The following is a 20,923-nucleotide window of genomic DNA, read 5'->3' on the forward strand; positions in this document are numbered from 1 at the left end:
GCTTTGCCACGGCGGCCTTTTGCGCAAGAGCCATAATATGAACCACACCGAAACCGCCTACGCCAAGATCAACATCGCGCTGCACGTCCGTCGCAAGCGTTCAGACGGCTACCACGACATCGAAACCGTGTTCGCATTTTGCGCGGACGGTGACATCGTGACGGCAAAACCAGCGGAAGAACTCACGCTCACCATCGACGGCCCTTTTGCGGCCGGACTCGCCACCACCGATAACCTCGTCCTCGATGCCGCCCGCGCGATTGGCGTCACGGCGGCACTTCACCTCACCAAGAACCTCCCCGTCGCCAGCGGCATTGGCGGCGGTTCGGCCGACGCGGCGGCAGTCCTCCGCCTCTTCCCCCGTCACCCCGGCGAAAGCCGGGGTCCACTTTCCCGCACTGGCAATGGCACAGGCGGAGAGATGGATCCCGGCGTGCGCCGGGATGACGATTTCACGAAGATCGCCGCGAAACTCGGTGCCGATGTACCCGCCTGCGTCGTCTCCCGAACCATGCGCGGCAGCGGCAAGGGCGACGACTTGACGCGACTGCCCTCGCTTGCCGGAACACCCGTGCTGTTGGTCAACCCGCGCGTCCCGCTCTCCACCGCCGCCGTGTTCAGTAGCTGGGACGGCAAGGATCGCGGCCCGCTCGGTGACTGGCACGACGGCCGCAACGACCTCGAAACGCCCGCACGCCGGCTCGTCCCGCAAATCGGCGAGGTGCTCGAATGGCTGGCCGCCCAACCCGGCGCGGCACTCGTCCGCATGTCCGGCTCTGGCGCGACCTGTTTCGCTTTGTTCGGCACCATGACGTCACGTGATGCGGCGGCGGCGCGCGTACCCGCCGACTGGTGGCATCTGGCGAGCGTGCTGCGATGATCCTCACGGTCGTCGATCATGCTTCGAACCACGTTCCGGAGGGTGTTGATCTGGGTATCGATCCGGCGTTGATGACCACGCACATTGCCTGGGATATCGGTGCCGCTGCGCTGGCGGTCGAGCTTGGCTATCCCGCGCACCTCGCGACGGTCTCGCGCCTCGTCATCGACTGCAACCGGGATGAGGATGCGCCAGGCCTGATCCCGGCGGAGAGCGATGGCGTGCCGATCCCCGGCAACCATTTCCCCACCCAAACTTCGTCACCCCCGCGAAGGCGGGGGTCCATCTCCGGACCCGATCGCGCGCAGGATGGCGAGCAGATGGATTCCCGCCTTCGCGGGAATGACGAACGAGAAGACAGGCTGAAGTTCTACCGCGCTTATCACCAGGCCCTGGCGTCACGCATCGGCAGCGAACGACCTGCGATGCTGCTGTCCCTGCACAGCTTCACGCCCAGCCTCAAGACGGGCGAGCCACGCCCATGGGAAGTCGGTATACTCTACAATGAAGACGATCGCGCCGCGCGCATCGCCATCCCGCTGCTTGACGCCGCGGGTGTCATCGCCGGGGACCAGCAACCCTATTCGGGCAAAATCCTCAACGCGACGATGAACCGGCACGGGGAGGAGACGGGCACGCCCTATCTCGGCCTCGAAGTGCGGCAGGACCTGATCGACAGCCGGGCAGGCGTTGCCAAATGGGCCGCGATCCTGCGTCCGGTGATTGACGGTTGCGCCCGCGCTGTCCAAGCGGACCGGCGATGACCCAGCGTTTCGACAAATCCCGCCTGCCCAGCCGCCACGTCTCGGTCGGGCCCGAGCGCGCGCCGCACCGGTCCTATTATTACGCGATGGGCCTCACCGAGGAAGAAATCGCTCGGCCATTCGTGGCGGTGGCCAGCGCGGGGAATGACTCGGCACCGTGCAACACCACGCTCGATGCTCAGGCCGATGCCTGCCGTGGCGGCGTCGAGGCCGGTGGCGGCATGCCGCGGCGTTTCAACACCATCACCGTGACCGACGGCATCGCCATGGGTCATCAGGGGATGAAGAGTTCGCTGGTCAGCCGCGAGGTCATTGCGGACTCGGTCGAACTGTCGGTGCGCGGGCATTGTTACGATGCGCTGGTCGCCTTTGCCGGGTGCGACAAATCCCTGCCGGGCATGATGATGGCGCAGTTGCGCCTCAACGTCCCGTCGATTTTCGTCTATGGCGGCTCGATCCTGCCGGGCCGCTTCCAGGAAAAGGACGTGACCGTCGTCGACGTCTTCGAAGTTGTTGGCCGCTACGCCGCCGGGACCTGCCCGATCGAGGAAGTCCACGCGCTCGAAAAGGTCGCTTGCCCCGGCCACGGCGCATGCGGCGGGCAGTACACCGCGAACACCATGGCCTGTGTTGCCGAAGCGATCGGTTTGTCGTTACCAAACAGTAACATGGTTCCAGCTCCTTACACCTCACGTGAACAAATTGCGCATGCTGCGGGCGTGCAGGTAATGGAGCTTGTGGAACTTAACCTCCGCCCCCGCGACATCTGCACCCGCGACGCCTTCGTCAACGCCGCGCGCATCGTCGCGGCGACAGGCGGATCGACCAACGCCGCGCTGCATCTCCCCGCCATGGCGAATGAGGCCGGGATCGATTTCGACCTGTTCGACGTCGCGGAGGTCTTCAAGACGACGCCGTATATGGCCGACCTGAAGCCCGGCGGGCAGTATGTCGCGAAGGACATGTACGAAGCCGGCGGCGTCTACATGCTGATGAAGTCTTTGCTGGGCGAAGGTCTGCTCGACGGCAATTGCATGACGGTTACGGGGCGCACGCTCGGCGAGAACATCGCCGAAGTGACGTGGAATCCCGGCCAGAAAGTGATTTACGACGCCAAGACGCCGATCTCGCCCACCGGGGGCGTCGTCGGCCTGCGCGGTTCGCTTGCGCCCGATGGTGCCATCGTGAAGGTCGCTGGCATGCACCGGCTGCAATTCGAAGGCCCGGCGCGGGTGTTCGATTGCGAGGAAGATTGCTTCGCCGCAGTCGAGGCGCGCCAGATCCAGGAAGGCGAGGTTATCGTCATCCGTTACGAAGGCCCCAAAGGCGGCCCCGGCATGCGCGAAATGCTGTCGACCACCGCGGCGCTTTACGGGCTTGGCCTCGGCGAAAAGGTCGCGCTGATCACCGACGGACGTTTCTCGGGTGCGACGCGGGGTTTCTGCATCGGTCATGTCGGTCCCGAAGCCGCGGATGGCGGACCGATAGCGCTGGTCGAGAATGGCGACATCATCGCCATCGATGCCGAGGCCGGAACGATCGACCTCAAGGTTTCGGACGACATCATGGCTACGCGCCGCAAGTCGTGGAAATTGCGCAAAAACGATTATCAATCTGGCGCGCTGTGGCGTTACGCGCAGAACGTCGGTCCGGCGTGGCAGGGCGCGCTGACGCATCCCGGCGCGCGCGCTGAAAAACATGTCTACGCCGACATCTGAACCACCCGCGCTGCGGCCGCCCGAGGCCGGCAGCAATAAATACAGCCGCGGCAAGGTGCTGGTCATTGGTGGCACGATGGCTGGCGCGGCGCATCTGTGCGCGCAGGCGGCGATGCGCAGCGGGGCGAGCTATGTCGAACTGGCGACTGAAGATCCGCAGATCCAGCCACCCTATGCGATGGTCCAACGGTCGTGGAACGCCGATCTGCTCAAAGACGATCGGGTCGGCGCAATCGCGATCGGGCCGGGCCTCGAAGACGACGCGTTCGGCCGGAAGAAAGTCGAGGCCGCCCTTGCGTCTGAAACGGCGGTGGTGCTCGACGCCGGTGCGCTGACGACATTGCTATCGATCGGCCTCACGGCGCTCAAAAGCGATCACCCCCGCGTCCTGACCCCGCACGAAGACGAATTCGCGCGCCTGTTCGGCGAAATTGGAGGCGATCGCGCCGCAGCCGCCTTGCACGCCGCAAAGCAGAGCGGCGCCACCGTGCTGCTCAAGGGTAGCGCAACGGTCATCGCGTCGCCGGATGGTCGTGTTCTCACCATGCCGCCCGCATCGCCGTGGCTGGCCACTGCGGGGACGGGTGACGTCCTGACTGGCGTCATCGCGACGATGCTCGCCCAGGCCGCATGGCACGGCTTCGACACGCTGGAGGCGGTGCGGTCCGGATGCTGGTTCCACGCGCGCGCCGCCGAGCTGGCCGGACCTGCGCTCATCGCCGACGACCTGCTGTGGAGCTTGAAGCGCGCGGTCGCCAAGGCGTGAGCGTCGTCATGCGGATCGCCGCGAGAGGCGAGGGGGTTACCGATGACGGCCGTCACGTCGCCTTCGCTGCACCGGGCGACGAAATTGCCGAAGACGGCACCATCACGCCCGGGCCGCACCACCAAGTGCCGCCATGCCGCCACTTTCCGGCCTGCGGCGGATGCCAGCTTCAGCATGTCGATGACGCCGCCTATCGTGATTATCTGGTCGAGCGCGTGTCGGGGGCGCTTGCGGCACAGGGTCTGTCGACGGAGATCCGCGAACCGCATCTGTCGCCACCACACACCCGCCGCCGCGCATCACTGCGCGTGGAACGGCGTGGCAAGCAGGTATTGCTCGGCTTCAACGAAGGCAAGTCGAACACGATCGTCGATCTGCACGAATGCCACGTGCTGTTACCCGAACTGTTCGCCATGCTCGCGCCGTTGCGCGGGCTGTTCGCCACGCTCCTCGATCATGGTCAGCGCGCCTCGGTCCAATTGACGCGCTGCGATCAGGGGATCGACGTCACATTGGGCCTTAGCGCCGACAGCTTCACCGCCAGCGAAGCGATCCAGGCTTTTGCCGCCGAACATGCGCTCGCCAGACTTTCGATCGACGATGGCCTTGGTCCGCAACTGCGTTGGCAGCCAGAGGCGGTGACGATGACGCTCGGCGGCGTTCCTGTTACGCTGCCCGAAGGCGCGTTTCTGCAAGCCACAGCCGATGGCGAGGCGGCGTTAATTGCGAGCGCTACGGTGGCTTTGGCGGGCAGCGTACGCGTGGCCGATCTATTCGCAGGGCTCGGCACCTTCGCACTGGCACTGCCTACAACGAAATTCGCGGTCGAGGGCGCGCGCGATGCCGCCGCGGCATTACTGGCCACGCGACGCATGCAAGTGGCGCACCGCGATCTGTATCGCCGCCCGATGACCGCCGACGAGCTTGCACCATTCGATGGCGTCATTCTCGATCCGCCGCGCGCCGGGGCCGTCGAGCAAATCCGCTTACTCGCGGACTCCACGGCCGCACACATCGCCTATGTCTCGTGCAACCCCGCAACCTTCGCGCGCGACGCGGCCATCCTTGTTTCCGGCGGCTACCAGCTCGACTGGATCAAACCGGTCGGACAATTCCGCTGGTCGACCCATGTCGAACTGGTCGCGGCCTTCAGCCGAGCTTGACGATCGGTGTGCCGTGCCAGCCGAACGCATAGTAAGTCGCGTGTACCGTCAACGACATCAGGCACAGGCTGCCGAGCAGGAACAGCACGAAGCGCACCACGACGCGATTGACGAGCGCTTGAAACAGGCTGTGGACGATGCGGATGCCGACATAGGCCCAGGCAATGGCGGTGTTTATGCCATGCCCGTGTCCGAGAAACGCGATGGTTAGCGTCAGGGCGTAGAACAGCACGGGCTGCTCGAACAAATGATTGTAGTTGTGCGCCACCCACTGGACGCGCGGCGGCAGGGCGTCGTCGAGCTGCCGCCCGGTGCCGCCGACCCACGTCTTGGCGTCGAGCGTTGGCGCCTTGCCGATCGCGGGCAGGCGGGTGGCGTACATCCAAGCCCACATCACCCACGTCCAGATGATCAGGGCGAGGACCGGCTGAAAGATCGTGGTCTCGGTCATGCGAACACTGCCATCAGCGCGTGGATCGTCAGCGCGGTCAGGACGATTGTTGAGAGCAGGAACACCAGGAACCGGTATTTTATGATGTTCGCGGTCACCTGAATCAGGCTGTGGATGATGCGGAGCCCGACATAGGCCCAGGCGAGATTGGCGTTCGGCCCGTTGCCCATGCCGACGATCGCCAGCAGCAGTGCAACGGCGTAGAAAATCGTCGGCTGTTCGACGAGATGCATATAATTGTGCGCGGGCCATTGCGCGGATTCCGGGACGACCCCGTCGAGCGCCCCCGGCTTGCCGCCACGCGCTTTGCTCAGGTCGATACCGGCAGCCTTCATCGCCGGGAAGCGCCGCGCGATCATCAGAACGAATATGACGAGTGTCCAGGCGATCAAAACCGCGACGGGCTTCAGGATTTCAGCGTGCATCTTGGGCTCCCCTCCCCTTGAAACGGGAAGGGTGGACCGGCCAGTTCGCTAATGCAACGGATTAGGTGTCGGCGAACAGCCGCGCCCAGCGCTTGGGTTCGCGCATGCGATCCTGATGGCGATGCCACGCGTCCGAGGCTAGCAGCGGCATGACCGAGCCCGCTTCGGCGAACACCATCTGTTCGATGCCGGTGTTGACCTTCCCCCATGACGCAGCCTCTTGGAGCGTCGATGACGAACAAGCGCCGTCGCGGACGTCGGCGACCGTGATCTGCACGGCGTATTTATGCACCGCGACATCCTCGTGACCGAGGATTTCGGCGCAGACAACAGTGTCCTGGATGAAGTTCTTGGGCACGCCACCGCCGATCATGAGCAGGCCGGTGGTGCCCGCCTCGATCTTGATCTGGGTGAGTTCGCGGAAGTCGGCGATCGCGTCGAGCACGAGGTATGGCTTGCCCGCCTTGGCCGCGTCGACCTGGTGCTTGACCAGCCCGAAGCCTGCCGAGGAATCCACGAACGCCGGGCAGAAGATCGGCACATCATGCTCGTAAGCGAGCTTGACCAGAGAATTGTCCTTCTTGCCATGCTCGACGAGGTACTTTCCCATCTCGCGGATGAACGCGCGCGACGAATAGGGTTTCGGGGCCAGCGTCTCGGCGATTTCGAAAATCGTGTGATCGACGTTCTGCAGCGCTTCTTCGTCGATATAGGTGTCGTAAATGCGGTCGATGTAGAGCGAACGCAGCGTGTCATCGTCAGGAATTTCAAGCGCTTGATAGTGTTTGTGGCCAAGCCCTTCGAAGAAATCCATATCGACTATAGTCGCGCCGGTGGCAACGATTACGTCGACCATGCCCGAGCGGACCAGTTCGGCGTACAGATCCATGCACCCGCCCGCCGAAGTCGACCCGGCGATGACCAAGCATACCGTGCAATCGGGATCGTCGAGCATCTGGTTGTAGATGCCCGTAGCGCGGCCCAGATCGCGTGACGTAAAGCTCATCTTGCCCATCGCCTCGACGATCGGGCGCGCATCGAATTTGGTGATGTCGATATGCTCGACTTCGGTCGACAGAAGCTCAGCCTTGCGGGTGTCGTTGATCTGGGTAGTCATTCGGGCTTCCTAACAGCAAATGCGCGGCCATGCGCGGTTGCCCGCGCACGGCCACGTTTGTCGGTATTGATTACAGTGTAACGACGTTCGAGCGCTTGGGCTGTTCCAGCTCGATATACAGCGACGTCATCGGCTCGTCCTCGACCTCGAAACTCCCCATCGAGCCGAATCCGTTGAAGCCGGTCCGCATCGCGCAACCATAAGCGCCGAGCATGCCGATCTCGATATAATCGCCTGCCTGGACGTCGGCAGGGAGCATGAACGGCCCCGCCATTTTGTCCATGTCGTCGCACGTCGGGCCGTAGAAACTGAACCCCATGTCCCGCGCCCGGCTCGGATCTTCGCGGAGCAGCTCGACCGGAAAACGCCAGCCGATATGCGCCGCATCGAACAGCGCGCCGTACGCGCCGTCGTTGATGTACAGCTCTTCCCCGCGGCGCTTTTCGACGCGGACGATCAGCGAGCTGTATTCGGCACACAGCGCGCGGCCGGGTTCGCACCACAATTCGGCGGAGTAGCTGATCGGCAGGTCCTCGAACGCCCGGTGGATGACGGCGAAATACGCCTCGAGCGGCGGCGGCTCCATGCCGGGATAGGACGACGGAAAGCCGCCACCGACATCGACGATGTCGACCGTGACGCCTGCGTCGACGATCGCCGCACGAACGCGCTCCATCGCTTCGGAATAGGCCGCCGGGGTCATCGCCTGGCTGCCGACATGGAAGCAGATGCCGAGGGCATCGGACGCCTGGCGCGTCGCGATCAGCAATTCGCGAATCTCGGAGGGCTCCGCACCAAATTTCGCGGCGAGACTCAGCTTCGAATGTTCCGACGAGACGCGGAGCCGCACGCAGAGGTTCAGATCCTCGGCATCGCGCGTGGCGCGCGTGATCTTGTCGAGTTCCTCAAGCGAATCGAGGCTGAAGGTCCGCACGCCATGCTCGTGATACGCCTCGGCAATGACCTCTTCGGCCTTGACCGGGTGCATGAAACACAGGGTCGCACCGGGCAGGGTCGCCGCGACCAGCCGGACTTCGGCGATCGACGCCACGTCGTAATGCGTAATGCCGCTATCCCACAGCACCCGCAGCAGGTCGGGCGAGGGATTGGCCTTCACCGCATAGATCGAACGTCCCGGAAACTTCTCCGCGAAGAATCGGGCGGCACGCTGTGCGGCGTGCGGGCGAATGAGCGTAACCGGCTGGACCGGCTTTAGGGACGACGCTAGCCCCAGCGCGCTATGATGCTGGTACAAATCAAGGGACCTCCAATGGCCTTTCGGCCGGTGACAAAAACACTGCCTTGCGGTGGAAGTCCCATGGGGCAGCGGAAGGCGCACATAAGAACCGCCGGGGGTCGTGTAAAGATCTTGTCGCAAAGCTGCGCCAAAGCGTGAGAATTCCGAGCTTTTCCGGGGTTTGCGCCGCAGCCGAAGCCGTGGCGAAGGTCGTGCCGAAAACGCCGTTGCTGCGTCTCGAACTCCACGGACGGACGATCTTCGTCAAAGCCGAATCGCTGCAGCCGATGGGAGCGTTCAAACTGCGCGGCGGATGGTGGCGGTTGAGCAACCTGACCGAAGCCGAGCGTGCGAACGGTGTCGTTGCGTTCTCGTCGGGCAATCATGCCCAAGGCGTGGCGTGGGCTGCAAAGCGGCTCGGTATTGCGGCCACGATTGCGATGCCGTCGGACGCACCCAAGGCAAAGATCGCGGGCACGCGCGAACTCGGTGCGGACATCGTGTTCTACAATCGCCAGACCGAAAGCCGCGAAGCCATCGCCGCCGCTCTGGCCGAGGAACGCGGCGCGGTGCTGGTCCCCAGCTTCGATGATCCCTGGGTGGTCGAAGGGCAGGGGAGCGCCGGCATCGAGGCCGCGGCGCAAATGGGGCGTCAGCCGACCATGGTGATCACGCCTTGCGGTGGCGGCGGCTTGGCGGCGGGACTGTCGCTGGCCTGCCCTGATGCGCGGATTGTCATCGTAGAGCCTGAAAACTGGGACGACATGGCGCGTTCGCTGTCCAAGGGCGAAATCGTCGAAGTCGCCGCCGATGCGCCGTGGACTGCGTGTGATGCGCTTCAGACCAAGCGCGTCGCCGATCTGACGTTCAGCATCCTCAAGGATCGCGGCGCGACCGGCGTTGTCGTCAGCGAGGCGGAAATCGAAGCCGCGATGCGCCACGCTTATGATCGCCTGCGCTTGGTCGTCGAACCCGGCGGCGCGGTTGGATTGGCGGCGCTGGTAGCGGGCAAAGTTGAGGCCGACGATGCGACCTTGCTGCTGATCTCCGGCGGCAATGTCGATGCCGGGCAGTTCGCGCGCGTGCTCGCCCGATGAACGCATTCTTGCTGGCCGTTGCCAAGGCCGCGCCGGGCATTGCGATGCTCGCCGTATTCGGGTTGCTCTGGGGTGGCGCAGTCGGTTGGAAGCGCGACCGTAAGCGCGCGGTGCTGATGGTCGTCTGCGCTGTCGTCATCCTCGCCAACGTGCTGCTTTGGACGCTCTAGCGGTCGGGCAGATTGTCCAGCGTCCGGCGCAAATCCATCAACGTGCGCACGGTCACTTCCAGATCCTCCCGCGGGATATCCTGCACGATCGGCAGGAATTCGGGCGCCATCAGCATGATCGTCTCGTCATGTTTCGCGCGCCCCGCCGGCGTGACCCGCACGCAACCATCGGCTTCGTCGCTGACCGCCACCAATTGGTGCGCACGCAAGCTGTCGACCAGTTCGCGAATCCGCGATTCGGTTTCCTGAAAACTCCACGCCAGCAGCGAAATTCGCGCTTCGGGGTGATCCAGACGGCAAAAATAGTTGAGGATGCCGAACTGCGCACCGGTCAGGTCGTTGACCTCCTGCTCGCGGTTGCGGATCAGATGCTCGAGGATCGCAATCTCGGTAAACAGGTCGAGCGTCAGTTGTTTCAGCGCCGGATCGGCCTGAAGATCGATATCCCCTTCCGCGCTCACCGGATGGTGCATCCGGGCGACAGGCGGAAATCGAGATATTTGTCCACCGAACCCATCAGTTCGGTCATCTCGTTCTCGAAGAAGTGGTTGGCGCCCTTGATCTCGTCATGGTGGATCGTGATGTGCTTCTGCGTCCGCAACTTGTCGACCAGCTTTTGCACCGCGATCGGCGTGACGACTTCGTCCGCCAGCCCCTGGATCATGATGCCCGAGGCAGGGCAGGGCGCGAGAAACGTGAAATCATACATGTTCGCCGGTGGCGCGATCGAGATGAACCCGCGAATCTCCGGGCGGCGCATCAGCAATTGCATGCCGATGAGCGCGCCAAAACTGAATCCGGCCACCCAGGTCGTCTGCGCTTCGGGATGAACCTGCTGCACCCAATCGAGCGCCGAAGCCGCATCGCTCAGCTCGCCGACGCCATTGTCGAACACGCCCTGACTTTTGCCAACGCCGCGAAAGTTGAAGCGCAGCACGGCAAAGCCGCGACGCACAAAATCCTGATACAGCGCCTGGACGATACGGTTGTTCATCGTCCCGCCGCCCTGCGGATGCGGATGGAGTATGATCGCCACCGGCGCGCGCTTGGGGGCGGGGTGGTAACGGCCTTCGAGGCGGCCTTCCGGCCCCGGAATAATCACTTCGGGCATGATGTCTCAATCTGTGGAGAATTTCGTTACGGCATCCTATAGGTCCGTCGGTTGCAATCCGCAACTTTTGCGAATGGTTCGCAACTGACGTGATTTACCTCGATTATCAGGCGACCACGCCGCTGGCTCCGCAAGCGCGCGATGCGATGCTGCCCTGGCTATCCGGCACCGACGACGCGGCGGGCGGCTATGCCAACCCGTCGAGCCAGTATCGCAGTGGGCGGACCGCGGCAGTAGCGGTTGAACTGGCGCGTGAAGCGGTGGCCGCCCTGCTGCCCAAAGGCGGGCGAGTCGTTTTCACCTCCGGCGCGACCGAGGCGCTCAACTGGGCCTTGTTCAAGAGCGCGCAACTGCGCCCGGGCGGCACCATCGGCACCGAGATCGAACATGCCGCCGGGCTGCAATGCCTCGAAGCGCTCCACGCCGAATCGATCCCCGTCGGCGAAGACGGCGTGGCAGATGCGCCTGCATGGCTGCCCGAAAGCGGCATCGTCTCGATGATGCTGGTCAATAACGAGATCGGCACGATCCAGCCGGTCGAAGCGTTCGCCGAAGCCGCGCACGACTGTGGCAGCTGGTTGGTATGCGATGCGGTTCAGGGGTTCGGGCGGCTCTGGATCCCGGAGGGGCCGGACATGATCGCGGTCTCCGCGCACAAGATTCATGGACCCAAAGGCATCGGCGCGCTGTGGATTCGTGATGGCATCGATTTGCCGCCCTTGATTTTGGGCGGCGCGCAGGAAGGCGGACTGCGCTCGGGCACCGTTTCGCCGGCCTTGTGTGCCGGGTTCGGCGCAGCGGCCAATCTTGCGGCGGACCGGATGAACGCGGACGCCGCGCACGTTGCGCTTCTGTGGGACGTCGCCACCGAAATGTTTGCCGGCTGGACGATCAACGGATCGACAGCGCATCGCTACAAGGGCAATCTCAACATCCGCCGCGATGGCGTGAACGCCACGCGCCTGCTGTCCGACGTCCGCGATGTCGCCTTCTCGCTGGGCAGCGCGTGCGGCAGCGGATCAGGGCGTACCAGCCACGTATTGCGGGCTTTGGGCTTGACCGAACAACAGGCCCGCAGCTCGATCCGCCTTGGCTGGGGCCGCTATACCAGCGAGGACGATCTCCGCACGGGCCTTGGCGCAATACTGTCGGCCACAGCAGCACAGGGGATCAACTGATGGTCGCAATCACCTTCGTCGGCGCGAACGGTCAGGAACAGCGCGTCGATGCTGCTGCGGGGGAAATTCTCCTCACCGTTGCGCAAGCGGCCGGGCAACCGCTCGAAGGGACATGCGAAGGGCAGATGGCGTGTTCGACCTGCCACGTCATCGTCGCGCACGAATGGTTCGATCGGTTGTCGCCCGCGAGCGAGGATGAGGAAGACCTGCTCGACCTCGCCGCCTATGCGACGCGCACCAGCCGCCTGGCGTGTCAGATCGTTCTGAACGATGGCCTCGACGGGCTGATTGTCCGTATTCCGTCGGGTGCCAACGACGCACGGCGTTGAAACCGGGACGAGGTTGCGCCATATGCGCCTCCGGAAGTCGGGCGGACGGGATTGTCGCCAACCTGGTCAGATCCGGAAGGAAGCAGCCACAACGATTTCGTCCCGGGTCGTTCCGGCTTCCACCGCGTCGCGCGGGCACGAAATAACCGCGTTATTTCGACCTCGCGCAAGCGCGGCCAGCAAAGCGCAGCTTTGACTGACGACGTGGCTTTGCCACGCCGCATCCTCACTCTAAGGTCTGCCCCATAGTGACCGAAGAATCCCCCGCCCTCGGCCTCGACATGCCGATGCAGCCGCGCGACGCGGGCTATCGCGTCCTGGCGCGCAAATACCGGCCACAGACTTTCGCCGAGCTGATCGGGCAGGAAGCGATGGTCCGCACGCTGGGTAACGCCATCAAGCGCGACCGCATCGCCCATGCCTTCCTACTCACCGGCGTCCGAGGCGTCGGCAAGACGTCGACTGCGCGACTGATTGCCAAGGCGCTCAATTGCATCGGCCCGGCGGGAAATGGCGGCCCGACGATTGATCCTTGCAACGTCTGCGAGCCGTGCATCTCGATCGCCGAAGGGCGGCACATCGACGTGATCGAGATGGACGCGGCGTCGAACACCTCGGTCGACAACATTCGCGAGATCATCGAGGCGGTGCGCTATTCGGCGGTGTCGGCGCGGTACAAGGTTTACATCGTCGACGAAGTGCACATGCTGTCGAAGAACGCGTTCAACGCGCTGCTCAAGACGCTTGAGGAGCCGCCGCCGCACGTCAAATTCATCTTCGCGACGACCGAGATCGACAAGGTGCCGGTCACCGTCCTGTCGCGTTGCCAGCGGTTCGATCTGCGCCGCATCCCGGCGGACTTGCTCGCCTCGCATTTCGCTTACGTCCTCGAGCAGGAACATGTCGTCTCCGAACCCGATGCGCTGGCGATGATCGCGCGCGCCGCCGAAGGGTCGGTGCGCGACGGTCTGTCGATCCTCGACCAAGCGGTGGCGCATGCCGACATGGACTCGGGCGGCAAGGTCACTGCCGATCAGGTTCAGGGGATGTTGGGGCTCAGCGATCGCGGGGCGTTGCGCCGCTTGCTGACGCATATCCTTGATGGCGACGGCAAGAATGCGCTGGCGATCCTCGGTGAACAGCATGCGCTGGGCGTCGATCCTGCGGGCGTCGTGCGCGGGCTGCTCGAACTGGTTCACGGCATCACGGTGACCAAGGTTGGCACAACCGACGATCCCGCGCTGCCCGCCGAAGAACGCGCCGCGCTCGCCGAATGGGCTGGGAAGCTCGGCCACGGCACGCTTCATCGCCTGTGGCAGATGCTGCTCAAGGGCCATGACGAGGTCGTGAAGGCCGCGGACCCGCGCGAAGCCGCCGACATGGCGGTGCTCCGCGCGGTCTATGCCGCGACATTGCCCGATCCAGGCGAACTGGCGCGGCGTATTGCCGAAGGTGGCGTTGCCGCACCTGCGGCCAGCCCGACGCCCGCATCGACCGCACCCGCCGATTTCGGCGCGCTGGTCGCGCGGCTCGAAGCGGGCGGGCGCTACGCCTTGGCGCAGTTGCTGCACGATAATGCCGGTTTGGTGCGCTATGCCCCGCCCGAATTGTCACTGCGCGCGACCAAGCCGCTCCCCGTCGATTTCGCGCGCGACCTGACTGCGGCGTTGAAATCATTTGACGGCATGATCTGGCAGGTCGGCCTTGCCGACGAACCCGCGTCCGCAACGCTCCTCGAACAGGAAAATGCCGCGCGGCTGGCGAACGAGGAGTTCGTCAAAGCGCAGCCGCTGGTCGCCGGCCTGCTCGAAGCTTTTCCGTCCGCCGAACTGACCGGCTGGACCCTCAACCGGAGTGACGCCGCATGAACCTCGACGACATCATGAAAATGGCCAGCAACGTCCAGCAACAGATGACCGACCTCCAGGCCGGACTAGACGATGTCGAAGTCGAAGGCGCGTCCGGCGGCGGGTTGGTCAAGATCAAGGCCAGCGCCAAGGGCCGCATCATCGGCGTGAGTATTGACAATTCGCTGATGCAACCGTCCGAGAAGACCATGCTCGAAGACCTCGTCGCCGCCGCAATCAACGATGCGCGCGCGAAGGCCGACAATGTCGCCGCCGACAAGATGAGCGAAGTGACGCGCGGCATGTCGCTGCCGCCCGGTTTCACTCTGCCGGGCTAACCGCGCTTGGGTACTGTCGACAAATGCTTGTCGCAGGTCATCGAGGTCGCGGTCGGGTTGGGGTTGTACACCGTCGTCAGGTCGCGATTGTCGCGCACCACCAGACTGGCGACATAAGTCAGCTTGCGCGCAGTATCGAGCCCGAAATTGATCACTGGCTGGTAATCGTAATTGATTTCGACAAAAATCACCGCGGAATTCGGCGGGGCGGTCACTTCCTGTCCCGGGGGCCCCATGCCGGTGAAACTCGTGCCCGTGCTGCCTTGATCCTGAACGCCATAGCTCGAATCCCAGCCGGCGCCCTGGCGTATACCCAGGCAGCGCTGCCACTTGATCCATTGGCCACCCTGCGGATTGACCTGGATGCTAGAGATGGTGATCCGTCCCCGCGTGCCCATGCTCATCGCCGCGCCCTGCATCTGCACGCCGACCAGCGCGTCGTTGATGTCCGCCTCGCGCAGTTGCTGCTGCGCCAGCGCGCTCTTCAGCCCGACGCGCGAGATGTTGTCGGCAAGTCCCAGCGCCATTTGGCTGACCTTGAGGTGTGCCAACGCGAGATTCGACATCTCGGTGCCATACACGCCGAGCGTTACGACCGCGCCAAGGGACATGGCGAACTCGATCGCGGCCATGCCGCGCTCGTCGCGCCTAAAGCGCCGGGTCAACTTGCGGATCAGGCGCATCGTGCAACCACCGTCGGCTGATTCTGCGTCGCATAAGGCTGGTTCTTCAGCGCGGTATCGGCGCTGATCGTCTGGTTGGGATCCCAACCCAGGAAGTTCGCGATCGGAAACAGTCGAGGATAGGTAACCGTGACCTTGTACAGCACCACATCGTCCGCGCCGCCATTGCCATTTGACGAGACGTTGGCATCCCACTGGCTGTTGCCATTGACGTCGTCATAGCATTCGCCAGCCTGTCGAATACCGTCGCCGTTCGTGTCGGTGAACGGCTCCCCCTCAACATCGCGATAGCGTGTGAGGAAGGTGCGCGAGAAGTTGAAGACGGCGTCGGGCGCGATCTGCAGGACCGAAGCCCTGACCTTGGCATCGTTGATCGCGATATTGTCCGCCCCCCCTTGCAGCGTCGTGTCGCGGCCGATCTTCTGGACCGAACCGGTCAGGATCGACTGGGCATATTCGCGGTGACACAAATCCATCCCGCCCAGCAATGCGATGCACATCAGTGGCAGCACTGCGGCGAATTCGATGATGGTCGTGCCGTCCTCGTTCTGGACGATGTCTGGCTTGCTCATTTGGAAAGCCTCAATTGTGCGATCTGGGTCGCGATTTCCTTGAACTTGTCGGTCAGCTGCGGCGCGCTATCGACGTAGAACGCCTTGCCGGGAGAGGCGCAGGCCTGCATCTCGGGGGTCAGTCCGCCGCCGCGGCCGAAGGCGATCATCCAAACCGTAATGTTGCGCGCTTTGGCGGCAGCACAGACGGCCTTGAACCGCGCATTGTGGTTGGCGGTCTGGTTGCCGATACTTCCGCCGGTCACCCGGCGATCGAGCTGTTCGACACCATAAGCACTGTACACGGTCGTGGTCGGTGCCATGAACCCGTCGGTCATGAAGATGATGTGCCGGTTCGGCGAGTTGCGCCCTGGCCAGGCAGCGGTATCGGCGCCGAACATCCCGGTCGGTGACAGCAGGCGCAGTCCCCAGATCATCCCGATATCGTGATACGTGCTGCCGGCGGGCTTGAAGTCCGCATCGTTGACGAAACTGCTGATGTCACTGCGGGACATTGTGGCGATCCGCGATGCCGACTTCATGCACGTCACTTCGTCGTTATAGCTGTCAAAGCTGCCGCTGATCCCGTTCGGCGTCGTGCTGTCCGAATAGGGATTTGGGTCGAGCGTCGCGGTTCCACTCGTCGTGGGTCCGTTCTGGTTGCGGTACCACATAACTTCGGGCCACACCGGACGCCACTTGGTCGTCGTGTCGCTTGCCGGAATGTCGGGATCGAGATCGGGCGGCAGGTTCGCGCTGTTGAAAGTCGTTGTGGCCGTCGTATCGCGTTCCTCAACGCACCCGCGCCATTTGTTCATCGATGTCGTGAACATGCTCGGATCCTGCACGCTGGCCCCATTGACGTAGGCGGAGACGTCGAAGTCCCATTGGCCATAGCGCCAGCGCGGCGTGACCGTCTGGCGATTCAGTTTGCAGGTGCCGCCGCTCGCCGCTGTCCAGCTGTTGAAGGTGTAGGTGTAAGCGGTGTTGCTGGTGTCGAACTTATAGTCGTTGGTCGGCCGCGGCAGCGACCGCGTGTTGTTCTGCGCGTTGCACGTGACGCTATCCACGCCGGTCGTCGTGACGACGACCGGCGATCCGGAATTGACGTCGCCGACCGCGCGGCGGCTCTGATAATGCCACTGCGTGACCAGCGAGCTGGTCGGCAGCAGCTTTCCGACATTGACCTGGGCATTATAGGGCACGAACCCGTAGCGAATGTGCGTCGACGGGTCGGCATTGGCGACCATCGTGTCGTAAAATGCCAGCACTGCGTCGCGCGTTGCCTGCATCTTCGATCCGGACTTTTCCGCGCTGTAGAAACCCGCCGAGCCGTCGGCGCGCGTGTAATTGACGTTGGCACCCGAACAGCTCGAATTGTCCGCCGGGGTGCAGGACATCGACCCCGTCGTGTCGAGCACGAACATGATGTCGGCGTCCGCGACGTCGAACCGCGCTTCGCAGGTCGTGCTAAGCGTCTTCTGCGTCTGACCAAAGCTGGCCATAACCGTCATCGGCACCGTTGCCGTGGCGATGCCGGAAACCTGATTGTCCGCCGTTTTGCTCGGCGTGAACAGCACCGACGTGGTGCCCATCCAGCCCGGCTTGAAATTGTTGCCAAAGAATTTTTGCGCCTGCGTCTGCGCGTTCGCGTCCAGCGTCGTCGCGTTGCTGTCCGCCAGGAACTTTCGCCCGGCGAGCACACCCGCGTCGCACGCCTGTTGCAGGCGGACCTTGGTCACGTACATCCGTGTCACGTCGATCGCCGATCCAGCGAGGACGATGGTTGGAATCATCGCTGCGGCCATGATTGCCAGCGTCGATCCGGCCTTGTCGCGGCGCAACCGGCCGAGCACGCCGCTATATCGGTTGACCTTGGGATATTCGCGCATGACGGCGTCCTGACTGAATTCGCAGGACGCCGATTGGACGATGAATGGATAAGGGCGGGCAAAAGAACGGAGTGAACTTTCCGTCAACCACAATCACTTGGCCCGTCGATATAGCGCTGGCGCTGAATTACGTCCGCGGTGAAGATCGCAACGATTTCACCGCCTTGCTGCGGTTCGACAGAACGCTGGCCACAACCGTATCGGGCGCGCGCGATCCTGCGCTGGCACAGCTAAGGCTGGCTTGGTGGCGGACTCAACTCGACGCGCCGGTGGCGGGGAGCGATGGCTATGAGGCGGTCGTCATGTTCGGCGCGAAGTTGATGCCGCTGATCGATGGTTGGGAACGCTTGCTCTCGCCGCTGCCGTTGGACGAAGCGGTCTTGCAGGATTACGCGAACGGACGTGGCGCGACGATATTCGCGCTGCTTGGGGGGCACGCGGCCACCGGAGCGGGGTGGGCACTGGCCGACTTTGCACGTCACTGCACCGATACGGAAACGCGAAGCCGCGCGCGCCGGATGGCGGACACGGCGCTGTCGCTACGCCTGTCAGGGCAGCCCAAACCGTTGCGCGTGATGGCTCGTCTGGCGCGCGCTGAAGCAATCACCCGCTGGACGCTGGTGCGCGCGGCGCTAGGCTGATTGTCGAAGGGGAAGAATGATGGGGCGATTTCTGGCGGGTGTGGCGGCAACCCTTGTGCTGGTTACCGCAGGACTGTTCCTGTGGAATGCGCGCGCCGACCGCCGCTCGCCCATTCCTGCGGCCCCGCAATCGCTGGCCGCAACGGGCAGCGGCGTCGAACTCGCGCCGCCACCCGAGGCGAGCGAAAAAACCCGCGAGGAAAAACGCTTTGCCCGTTATGACAAAGACCGCGACGGCGCGGTCGCCCAAGGCGAATATCTCGCCGGGCGGCGCAAGGGGTTCGACAAGCTCGACCTGAACCATGACGGTCGCCTCAGCTTCGAGGAATATGCGGTGAAGGGCGTCCAGAAATTCGCCGCCGCCGATAAAGACAAGAACAGCAAGCTCAACGCTGCGGAATTCGCCAGCATCCGCGTCGTCCGCAAAGCCAAGCCGAAGCACGATTGCCCGCCTACGCGGCAACCTGCTGAGGAAGAGAGCTGAGCCACGCGCCCAGATCGGCACGTGCGCGATCGGTGTAGGCGCGCTTGCGATCCTTCTTCTTGGCCTCGGGCGGGGGCGGGGGAAACAGTCCGAAGTTGACGTTCATCGGCTGATACGTCGCCGCGTCCGCGCCGCCCGTGATATGTCCCAGCAGCGCGCCGAGCGCCGTCGTCATGGGCGGCGCGCTGAACTCGCCCGCCGCGAACCGTGCCGCCATAAGGCCCACGGCGCAGCTCTCGATATACCCCTCGCAACCGGTAATCTGTCCGGCAAAACGAATGTGTGGCGCGGATTTCAGCCTTAACTCGCCGTCGAGTAGTACCGGCGACTTGATGAACGTATTGCGGTGCAGCCCGCCCAGCCGCGCGAACTCGGCATTCTCGAGTCCCGGGATGGTGCGGAACACGCGCACCTGTTCGGCATGTTTCAGCTTGGTCTGGAACCCGACCATGTTCCACAGCGTGCCCAGCGCATTATCCTGCCGCAGCTGCACCACCGCATAGGGCCAGCGCCCGGTTTTCGGATTGTCGAGCCCGACCCCCTTCATCGGCCCGTAACGCAGCGTCTCCGGTCCGCGCGCCGCCATCACCTCGATTGGCATGCACCCTTCGAAATAGGGCACGCCCTCCCATTCCTTATATTCGGTCTTTTCCCCCGCGATCAGCGCGTCGACGAACGCGAAATACTGATCCTTGTCCATCGGGCAATTGATGTAATCGGCACCCCCTTTGTCCCAGCGCGCGGCCATCCACGCAACGTCCATGTCGATCGAGTGATGATGAACGATGGGGGCGAGGGCATCGAAAAATGCCAAGGCGTCTTCGCCGGTCTGCGCGCGGATCGACTCCGCCAGCAAGGCACCGGTCAGCGGTCCGGTGGCGATGATCGCCGGTCCCTCGGGCAGCGCATCGACGCGTTCGCGCACCAAGGTCACATTGGCATGATCAGCCACCGCCGCCGTCACCGCGTCGCAAAACCCGTCGCGGTCCACCGCCAATGCCGATCCGGCGGGGACGCGATGCCTGTCCGCCTCGCGCATGATCAATGAACCAAGTGTCCGCAATTCCTGGTGCAGTAAGCCGACCGCGTTGCTCTCCGCATCGTCCGAGCGAAAACTGTTCGAACAGACCAGTTCGGCGAGCTTGTCGGTCTGGTGTGCGGGCGTGGCTTCGACCCCGCGCATTTCGGACAGGCGCACTTTCAACCCCGCCTCGGCCAGTTGCCAAGCGGCTTCCGATCCGGCCAGCCCGCCGCCAATCACCTGAATGTCATGCATCGCCCCGCTATAGCGTCCCCGTCACTCAGCGAAAGCGGCGCTCGCTGCGGTAATAAAGGTAGCTGGTGAACAAGGCCGCCGCGTTGAGAAAATGCCAGATGGCATGGCCCTGCACCAAACTCGACCCGCTGCACCACCGCCCGGTCTGGTCCAAAATCCAGATCGTGAAGGCAACCGCCTGCAACGCAATGCCCCATAAATACCATTGCACCTCGACGCGCGGACGGTGCGGCCGGGCGAGCCACAATTCGACGATGATGTCGGCGACGATGACCACTGCGAACATCCAGCGCCGCGTTTCGGGGACGACGATCAGCAGCCCGATCAGCACCGCACACATGACAAGGTAGATCGCCGCACTGGCGACGCTGCCCAGCTCGCGCCAGCGCTTGAAGGCGTAGGTAACCGTGAACGCGCTGAACAAATACATTCCCAGCACGTCGCCGAACTGGCCCCACAAGGTCAGCGTTGCGTGGAGCAGGAAACTGCCGATGCCGATAACGATTGCGGTCAGGCCGAACCAGATCGCGGCAAATCCGCAAAACGGCGTCCGGTTCGAACGCGGTCCACCGGCGAGCATCACCCACAGCCCGACAAACACGAACGACAGCGACGACCAGCTGTTTGCAGGCTGCAGCACCAATTGTCCGGTGCGCGGTATTTCGCAAAAACAATGCGTCGCCAGACAGGTCGCGGGCGCGAACATTGTCCAGTCGGGCCCAAGCATGGTCAGAATGAAATAGGTCGCGGCAGCGGCAAGTGCAGTCAGGAATAGCGCCAGCGCGCCGCGAAGGGCCATGCGCAT

General features: G+C 63.6%; 24 protein-coding genes and 1 other RNA gene. 14 read left to right on the top strand and 11 right to left on the bottom strand.

Translation table 11 applies throughout. The features are described from left to right. Nucleotides 1-37 precede the first annotated feature (37 nt). Genes ACM9ME_RS06645 through ACM9ME_RS06665 form a run of 5 tightly spaced genes read left to right on the top strand, consistent with a single transcriptional unit; the run spans nt 38 to nt 5,291 of the window. Nucleotides 38-880: a 4-(cytidine 5'-diphospho)-2-C-methyl-D-erythritol kinase gene (locus ACM9ME_RS06645; protein ID WP_415642650.1), complete on the top strand. Its 843-nt coding sequence runs from the start codon at nt 38-40 to the stop codon at nt 878-880. Further along, nucleotides 877-1,644 carry an N-formylglutamate amidohydrolase gene (locus ACM9ME_RS06650; protein ID WP_415642651.1) on the top strand — a complete coding sequence of 256 codons (768 nt, stop codon included), beginning with the start codon at nt 877-879 and terminating at the stop codon, nt 1,642-1,644. Before ACM9ME_RS06645 ends, ACM9ME_RS06650 begins: the two co-directional genes overlap by 4 nt. Continuing rightward, complete coding sequence (gene ilvD, locus ACM9ME_RS06655) at nt 1,641-3,362, top strand: dihydroxy-acid dehydratase (RefSeq protein ID WP_415642652.1); 1,722 nt, start codon at nt 1,641-1,643, stop codon at nt 3,360-3,362. Before ACM9ME_RS06650 ends, ilvD begins: the two co-directional genes overlap by 4 nt. Continuing rightward, nucleotides 3,343-4,128, top strand: coding sequence for an NAD(P)H-hydrate dehydratase (locus ACM9ME_RS06660; protein WP_415642653.1), 786 nt, complete (start codon nt 3,343-3,345; stop codon nt 4,126-4,128). The genes ilvD and ACM9ME_RS06660 overlap by 20 nt, the downstream gene beginning before the upstream one ends. Nucleotides 4,129-4,136: 8 nt before the next feature. After that, nucleotides 4,137-5,291, top strand: coding sequence for a class I SAM-dependent RNA methyltransferase (locus tag ACM9ME_RS06665; RefSeq protein WP_415642654.1), 1,155 nt, complete (start codon nt 4,137-4,139; stop codon nt 5,289-5,291). Here the strand turns inward: ACM9ME_RS06665 and ACM9ME_RS06670 are convergent. From ACM9ME_RS06670 to ACM9ME_RS06685, 4 genes are all read right to left on the bottom strand, one after another. Beyond that, nucleotides 5,278-5,742, bottom strand: coding sequence for an MAPEG family protein (locus ACM9ME_RS06670; RefSeq protein WP_415642655.1), 465 nt, complete (start codon nt 5,740-5,742; stop codon nt 5,278-5,280). The genes ACM9ME_RS06665 and ACM9ME_RS06670 overlap by 14 nt on opposite strands. After that, complete coding sequence (locus ACM9ME_RS06675; protein WP_415642656.1) at nt 5,739-6,167, bottom strand: MAPEG family protein; 429 nt, start codon at nt 6,165-6,167, stop codon at nt 5,739-5,741. Before ACM9ME_RS06675 ends, ACM9ME_RS06670 begins: the two co-directional genes overlap by 4 nt. Nucleotides 6,168-6,228: 61 nt before the next feature. Further along, a complete protein-coding gene (locus tag ACM9ME_RS06680) occupies nt 6,229-7,284 on the bottom strand; it encodes a 1,9-bis(guanidino)-5-aza-nonane synthase (RefSeq protein ID WP_415642657.1) in 1,056 nt (351 codons plus the stop codon). Nucleotides 7,285-7,354: 70 nt separating this feature from the next. Further along, a complete protein-coding gene (locus ACM9ME_RS06685) occupies nt 7,355-8,539 on the bottom strand; it encodes a type III PLP-dependent enzyme (protein WP_415642658.1) in 1,185 nt (394 codons plus the stop codon). Nucleotides 8,540-8,676: 137 nt separating this feature from the next. On the opposite strand from ACM9ME_RS06685, the gene ACM9ME_RS06690 reads away from it, so the two are divergent. Next, nucleotides 8,677-9,618: a threonine ammonia-lyase gene (locus ACM9ME_RS06690; protein ID WP_415642659.1), complete on the top strand. Its 942-nt coding sequence runs from the start codon at nt 8,677-8,679 to the stop codon at nt 9,616-9,618. Next, nucleotides 9,615-9,788: a hypothetical protein gene (locus tag ACM9ME_RS06695; RefSeq protein WP_415642660.1), complete on the top strand. Its 174-nt coding sequence runs from the start codon at nt 9,615-9,617 to the stop codon at nt 9,786-9,788. Before ACM9ME_RS06690 ends, ACM9ME_RS06695 begins: the two co-directional genes overlap by 4 nt. Here the strand turns inward: ACM9ME_RS06695 and ACM9ME_RS06700 are convergent. Then, nucleotides 9,785-10,249, bottom strand: a complete 465-nt coding sequence (locus ACM9ME_RS06700) for a hypothetical protein (RefSeq protein WP_415642661.1) — start codon at nt 10,247-10,249, stop codon at nt 9,785-9,787. The genes ACM9ME_RS06695 and ACM9ME_RS06700 overlap by 4 nt on opposite strands. Next, nucleotides 10,246-10,899 carry an alpha/beta hydrolase gene (locus tag ACM9ME_RS06705; RefSeq protein ID WP_415642662.1) on the bottom strand — a complete coding sequence of 218 codons (654 nt, stop codon included), beginning with the start codon at nt 10,897-10,899 and terminating at the stop codon, nt 10,246-10,248. Before ACM9ME_RS06705 ends, ACM9ME_RS06700 begins: the two co-directional genes overlap by 4 nt. A gap of 89 nt (nt 10,900-10,988) precedes the next feature. On the opposite strand from ACM9ME_RS06705, the gene ACM9ME_RS06710 reads away from it, so the two are divergent. The 5 genes from ACM9ME_RS06710 to ACM9ME_RS06730 all read left to right on the top strand — a co-directional run bounded on the left by ACM9ME_RS06710 (nt 10,989) and on the right by ACM9ME_RS06730 (nt 14,591). Beyond that, complete coding sequence (locus tag ACM9ME_RS06710) at nt 10,989-12,077, top strand: cysteine desulfurase family protein (RefSeq protein WP_415642663.1); 1,089 nt, start codon at nt 10,989-10,991, stop codon at nt 12,075-12,077. Continuing rightward, nucleotides 12,077-12,406, top strand: a complete 330-nt coding sequence (locus ACM9ME_RS06715) for a 2Fe-2S iron-sulfur cluster-binding protein (protein WP_415642664.1) — start codon at nt 12,077-12,079, stop codon at nt 12,404-12,406. The genes ACM9ME_RS06710 and ACM9ME_RS06715 overlap by 1 nt, the downstream gene beginning before the upstream one ends. 29 nt (nt 12,407-12,435) lie before the next feature. Continuing rightward, nucleotides 12,436-12,533, top strand: an RNA gene (ffs, locus tag ACM9ME_RS06720) — signal recognition particle sRNA small type. 160 nt (nt 12,534-12,693) lie between these two features. After that, nucleotides 12,694-14,274: a DNA polymerase III subunit gamma/tau gene (locus tag ACM9ME_RS06725; RefSeq protein ID WP_415642707.1), complete on the top strand. Its 1,581-nt coding sequence runs from the start codon at nt 12,694-12,696 to the stop codon at nt 14,272-14,274. Continuing rightward, nucleotides 14,271-14,591, top strand: a complete 321-nt coding sequence (locus tag ACM9ME_RS06730) for a YbaB/EbfC family nucleoid-associated protein (protein WP_415642665.1) — start codon at nt 14,271-14,273, stop codon at nt 14,589-14,591. Before ACM9ME_RS06725 ends, ACM9ME_RS06730 begins: the two co-directional genes overlap by 4 nt. Here ACM9ME_RS06730 and ACM9ME_RS06735 read toward each other — a convergent pair. From ACM9ME_RS06735 to ACM9ME_RS06745, 3 genes are read right to left on the bottom strand one after another with little or no spacing between them, the layout of a single operon-like run. Next, nucleotides 14,588-15,223, bottom strand: a complete 636-nt coding sequence (locus tag ACM9ME_RS06735) for a hypothetical protein (RefSeq protein WP_415642666.1) — start codon at nt 15,221-15,223, stop codon at nt 14,588-14,590. The two genes, ACM9ME_RS06730 and ACM9ME_RS06735, sit on opposite strands and share 4 nt — an antisense overlap. Nucleotides 15,224-15,264: 41 nt before the next feature. After that, a complete protein-coding gene (locus ACM9ME_RS06740; RefSeq protein WP_415642667.1) occupies nt 15,265-15,846 on the bottom strand; it encodes a TadE/TadG family type IV pilus assembly protein in 582 nt (193 codons plus the stop codon). After that, nucleotides 15,843-17,717 (bottom strand): Tad domain-containing protein, encoded by a 1,875-nt coding sequence (locus ACM9ME_RS06745; RefSeq protein WP_415642668.1) that lies wholly within the window; start codon nt 17,715-17,717, stop codon nt 15,843-15,845. Before ACM9ME_RS06745 ends, ACM9ME_RS06740 begins: the two co-directional genes overlap by 4 nt. 71 nt (nt 17,718-17,788) lie before the next feature. Here ACM9ME_RS06745 and ACM9ME_RS06750 point away from each other — a divergent pair, with 71 nt between their 5' ends. Both ACM9ME_RS06750 and ACM9ME_RS06755 read left to right on the top strand, forming a co-directional pair. Next, complete coding sequence (locus tag ACM9ME_RS06750) at nt 17,789-18,358, top strand: squalene/phytoene synthase family protein (RefSeq protein ID WP_415642669.1); 570 nt, start codon at nt 17,789-17,791, stop codon at nt 18,356-18,358. A 19-nt stretch (nt 18,359-18,377) separates the two neighbouring features. After that, nucleotides 18,378-18,842: an EF-hand domain-containing protein gene (locus ACM9ME_RS06755; RefSeq protein ID WP_415642670.1), complete on the top strand. Its 465-nt coding sequence runs from the start codon at nt 18,378-18,380 to the stop codon at nt 18,840-18,842. Here ACM9ME_RS06755 and trmFO read toward each other — a convergent pair. Together trmFO and ACM9ME_RS06765 are read right to left on the bottom strand one after the other, a co-directional pair. After that, nucleotides 18,811-20,118 carry a methylenetetrahydrofolate--tRNA-(uracil(54)-C(5))-methyltransferase (FADH(2)-oxidizing) TrmFO gene (gene trmFO / locus ACM9ME_RS06760; RefSeq protein WP_415642671.1) on the bottom strand — a complete coding sequence of 436 codons (1,308 nt, stop codon included), beginning with the start codon at nt 20,116-20,118 and terminating at the stop codon, nt 18,811-18,813. The two genes, ACM9ME_RS06755 and trmFO, sit on opposite strands and share 32 nt — an antisense overlap. Nucleotides 20,119-20,143: 25 nt before the next feature. Beyond that, nucleotides 20,144-20,923, bottom strand: coding sequence for a ceramidase domain-containing protein (locus tag ACM9ME_RS06765; RefSeq protein WP_415642672.1), 780 nt, complete (start codon nt 20,921-20,923; stop codon nt 20,144-20,146).

Origin of the sequence: Sphingomonas antarctica (assembly GCF_965137005.1) — a bacterium.
Classification (GTDB): Bacteria; Pseudomonadota; Alphaproteobacteria; order Sphingomonadales; family Sphingomonadaceae; genus Sphingomonas_O; species Sphingomonas_O antarctica.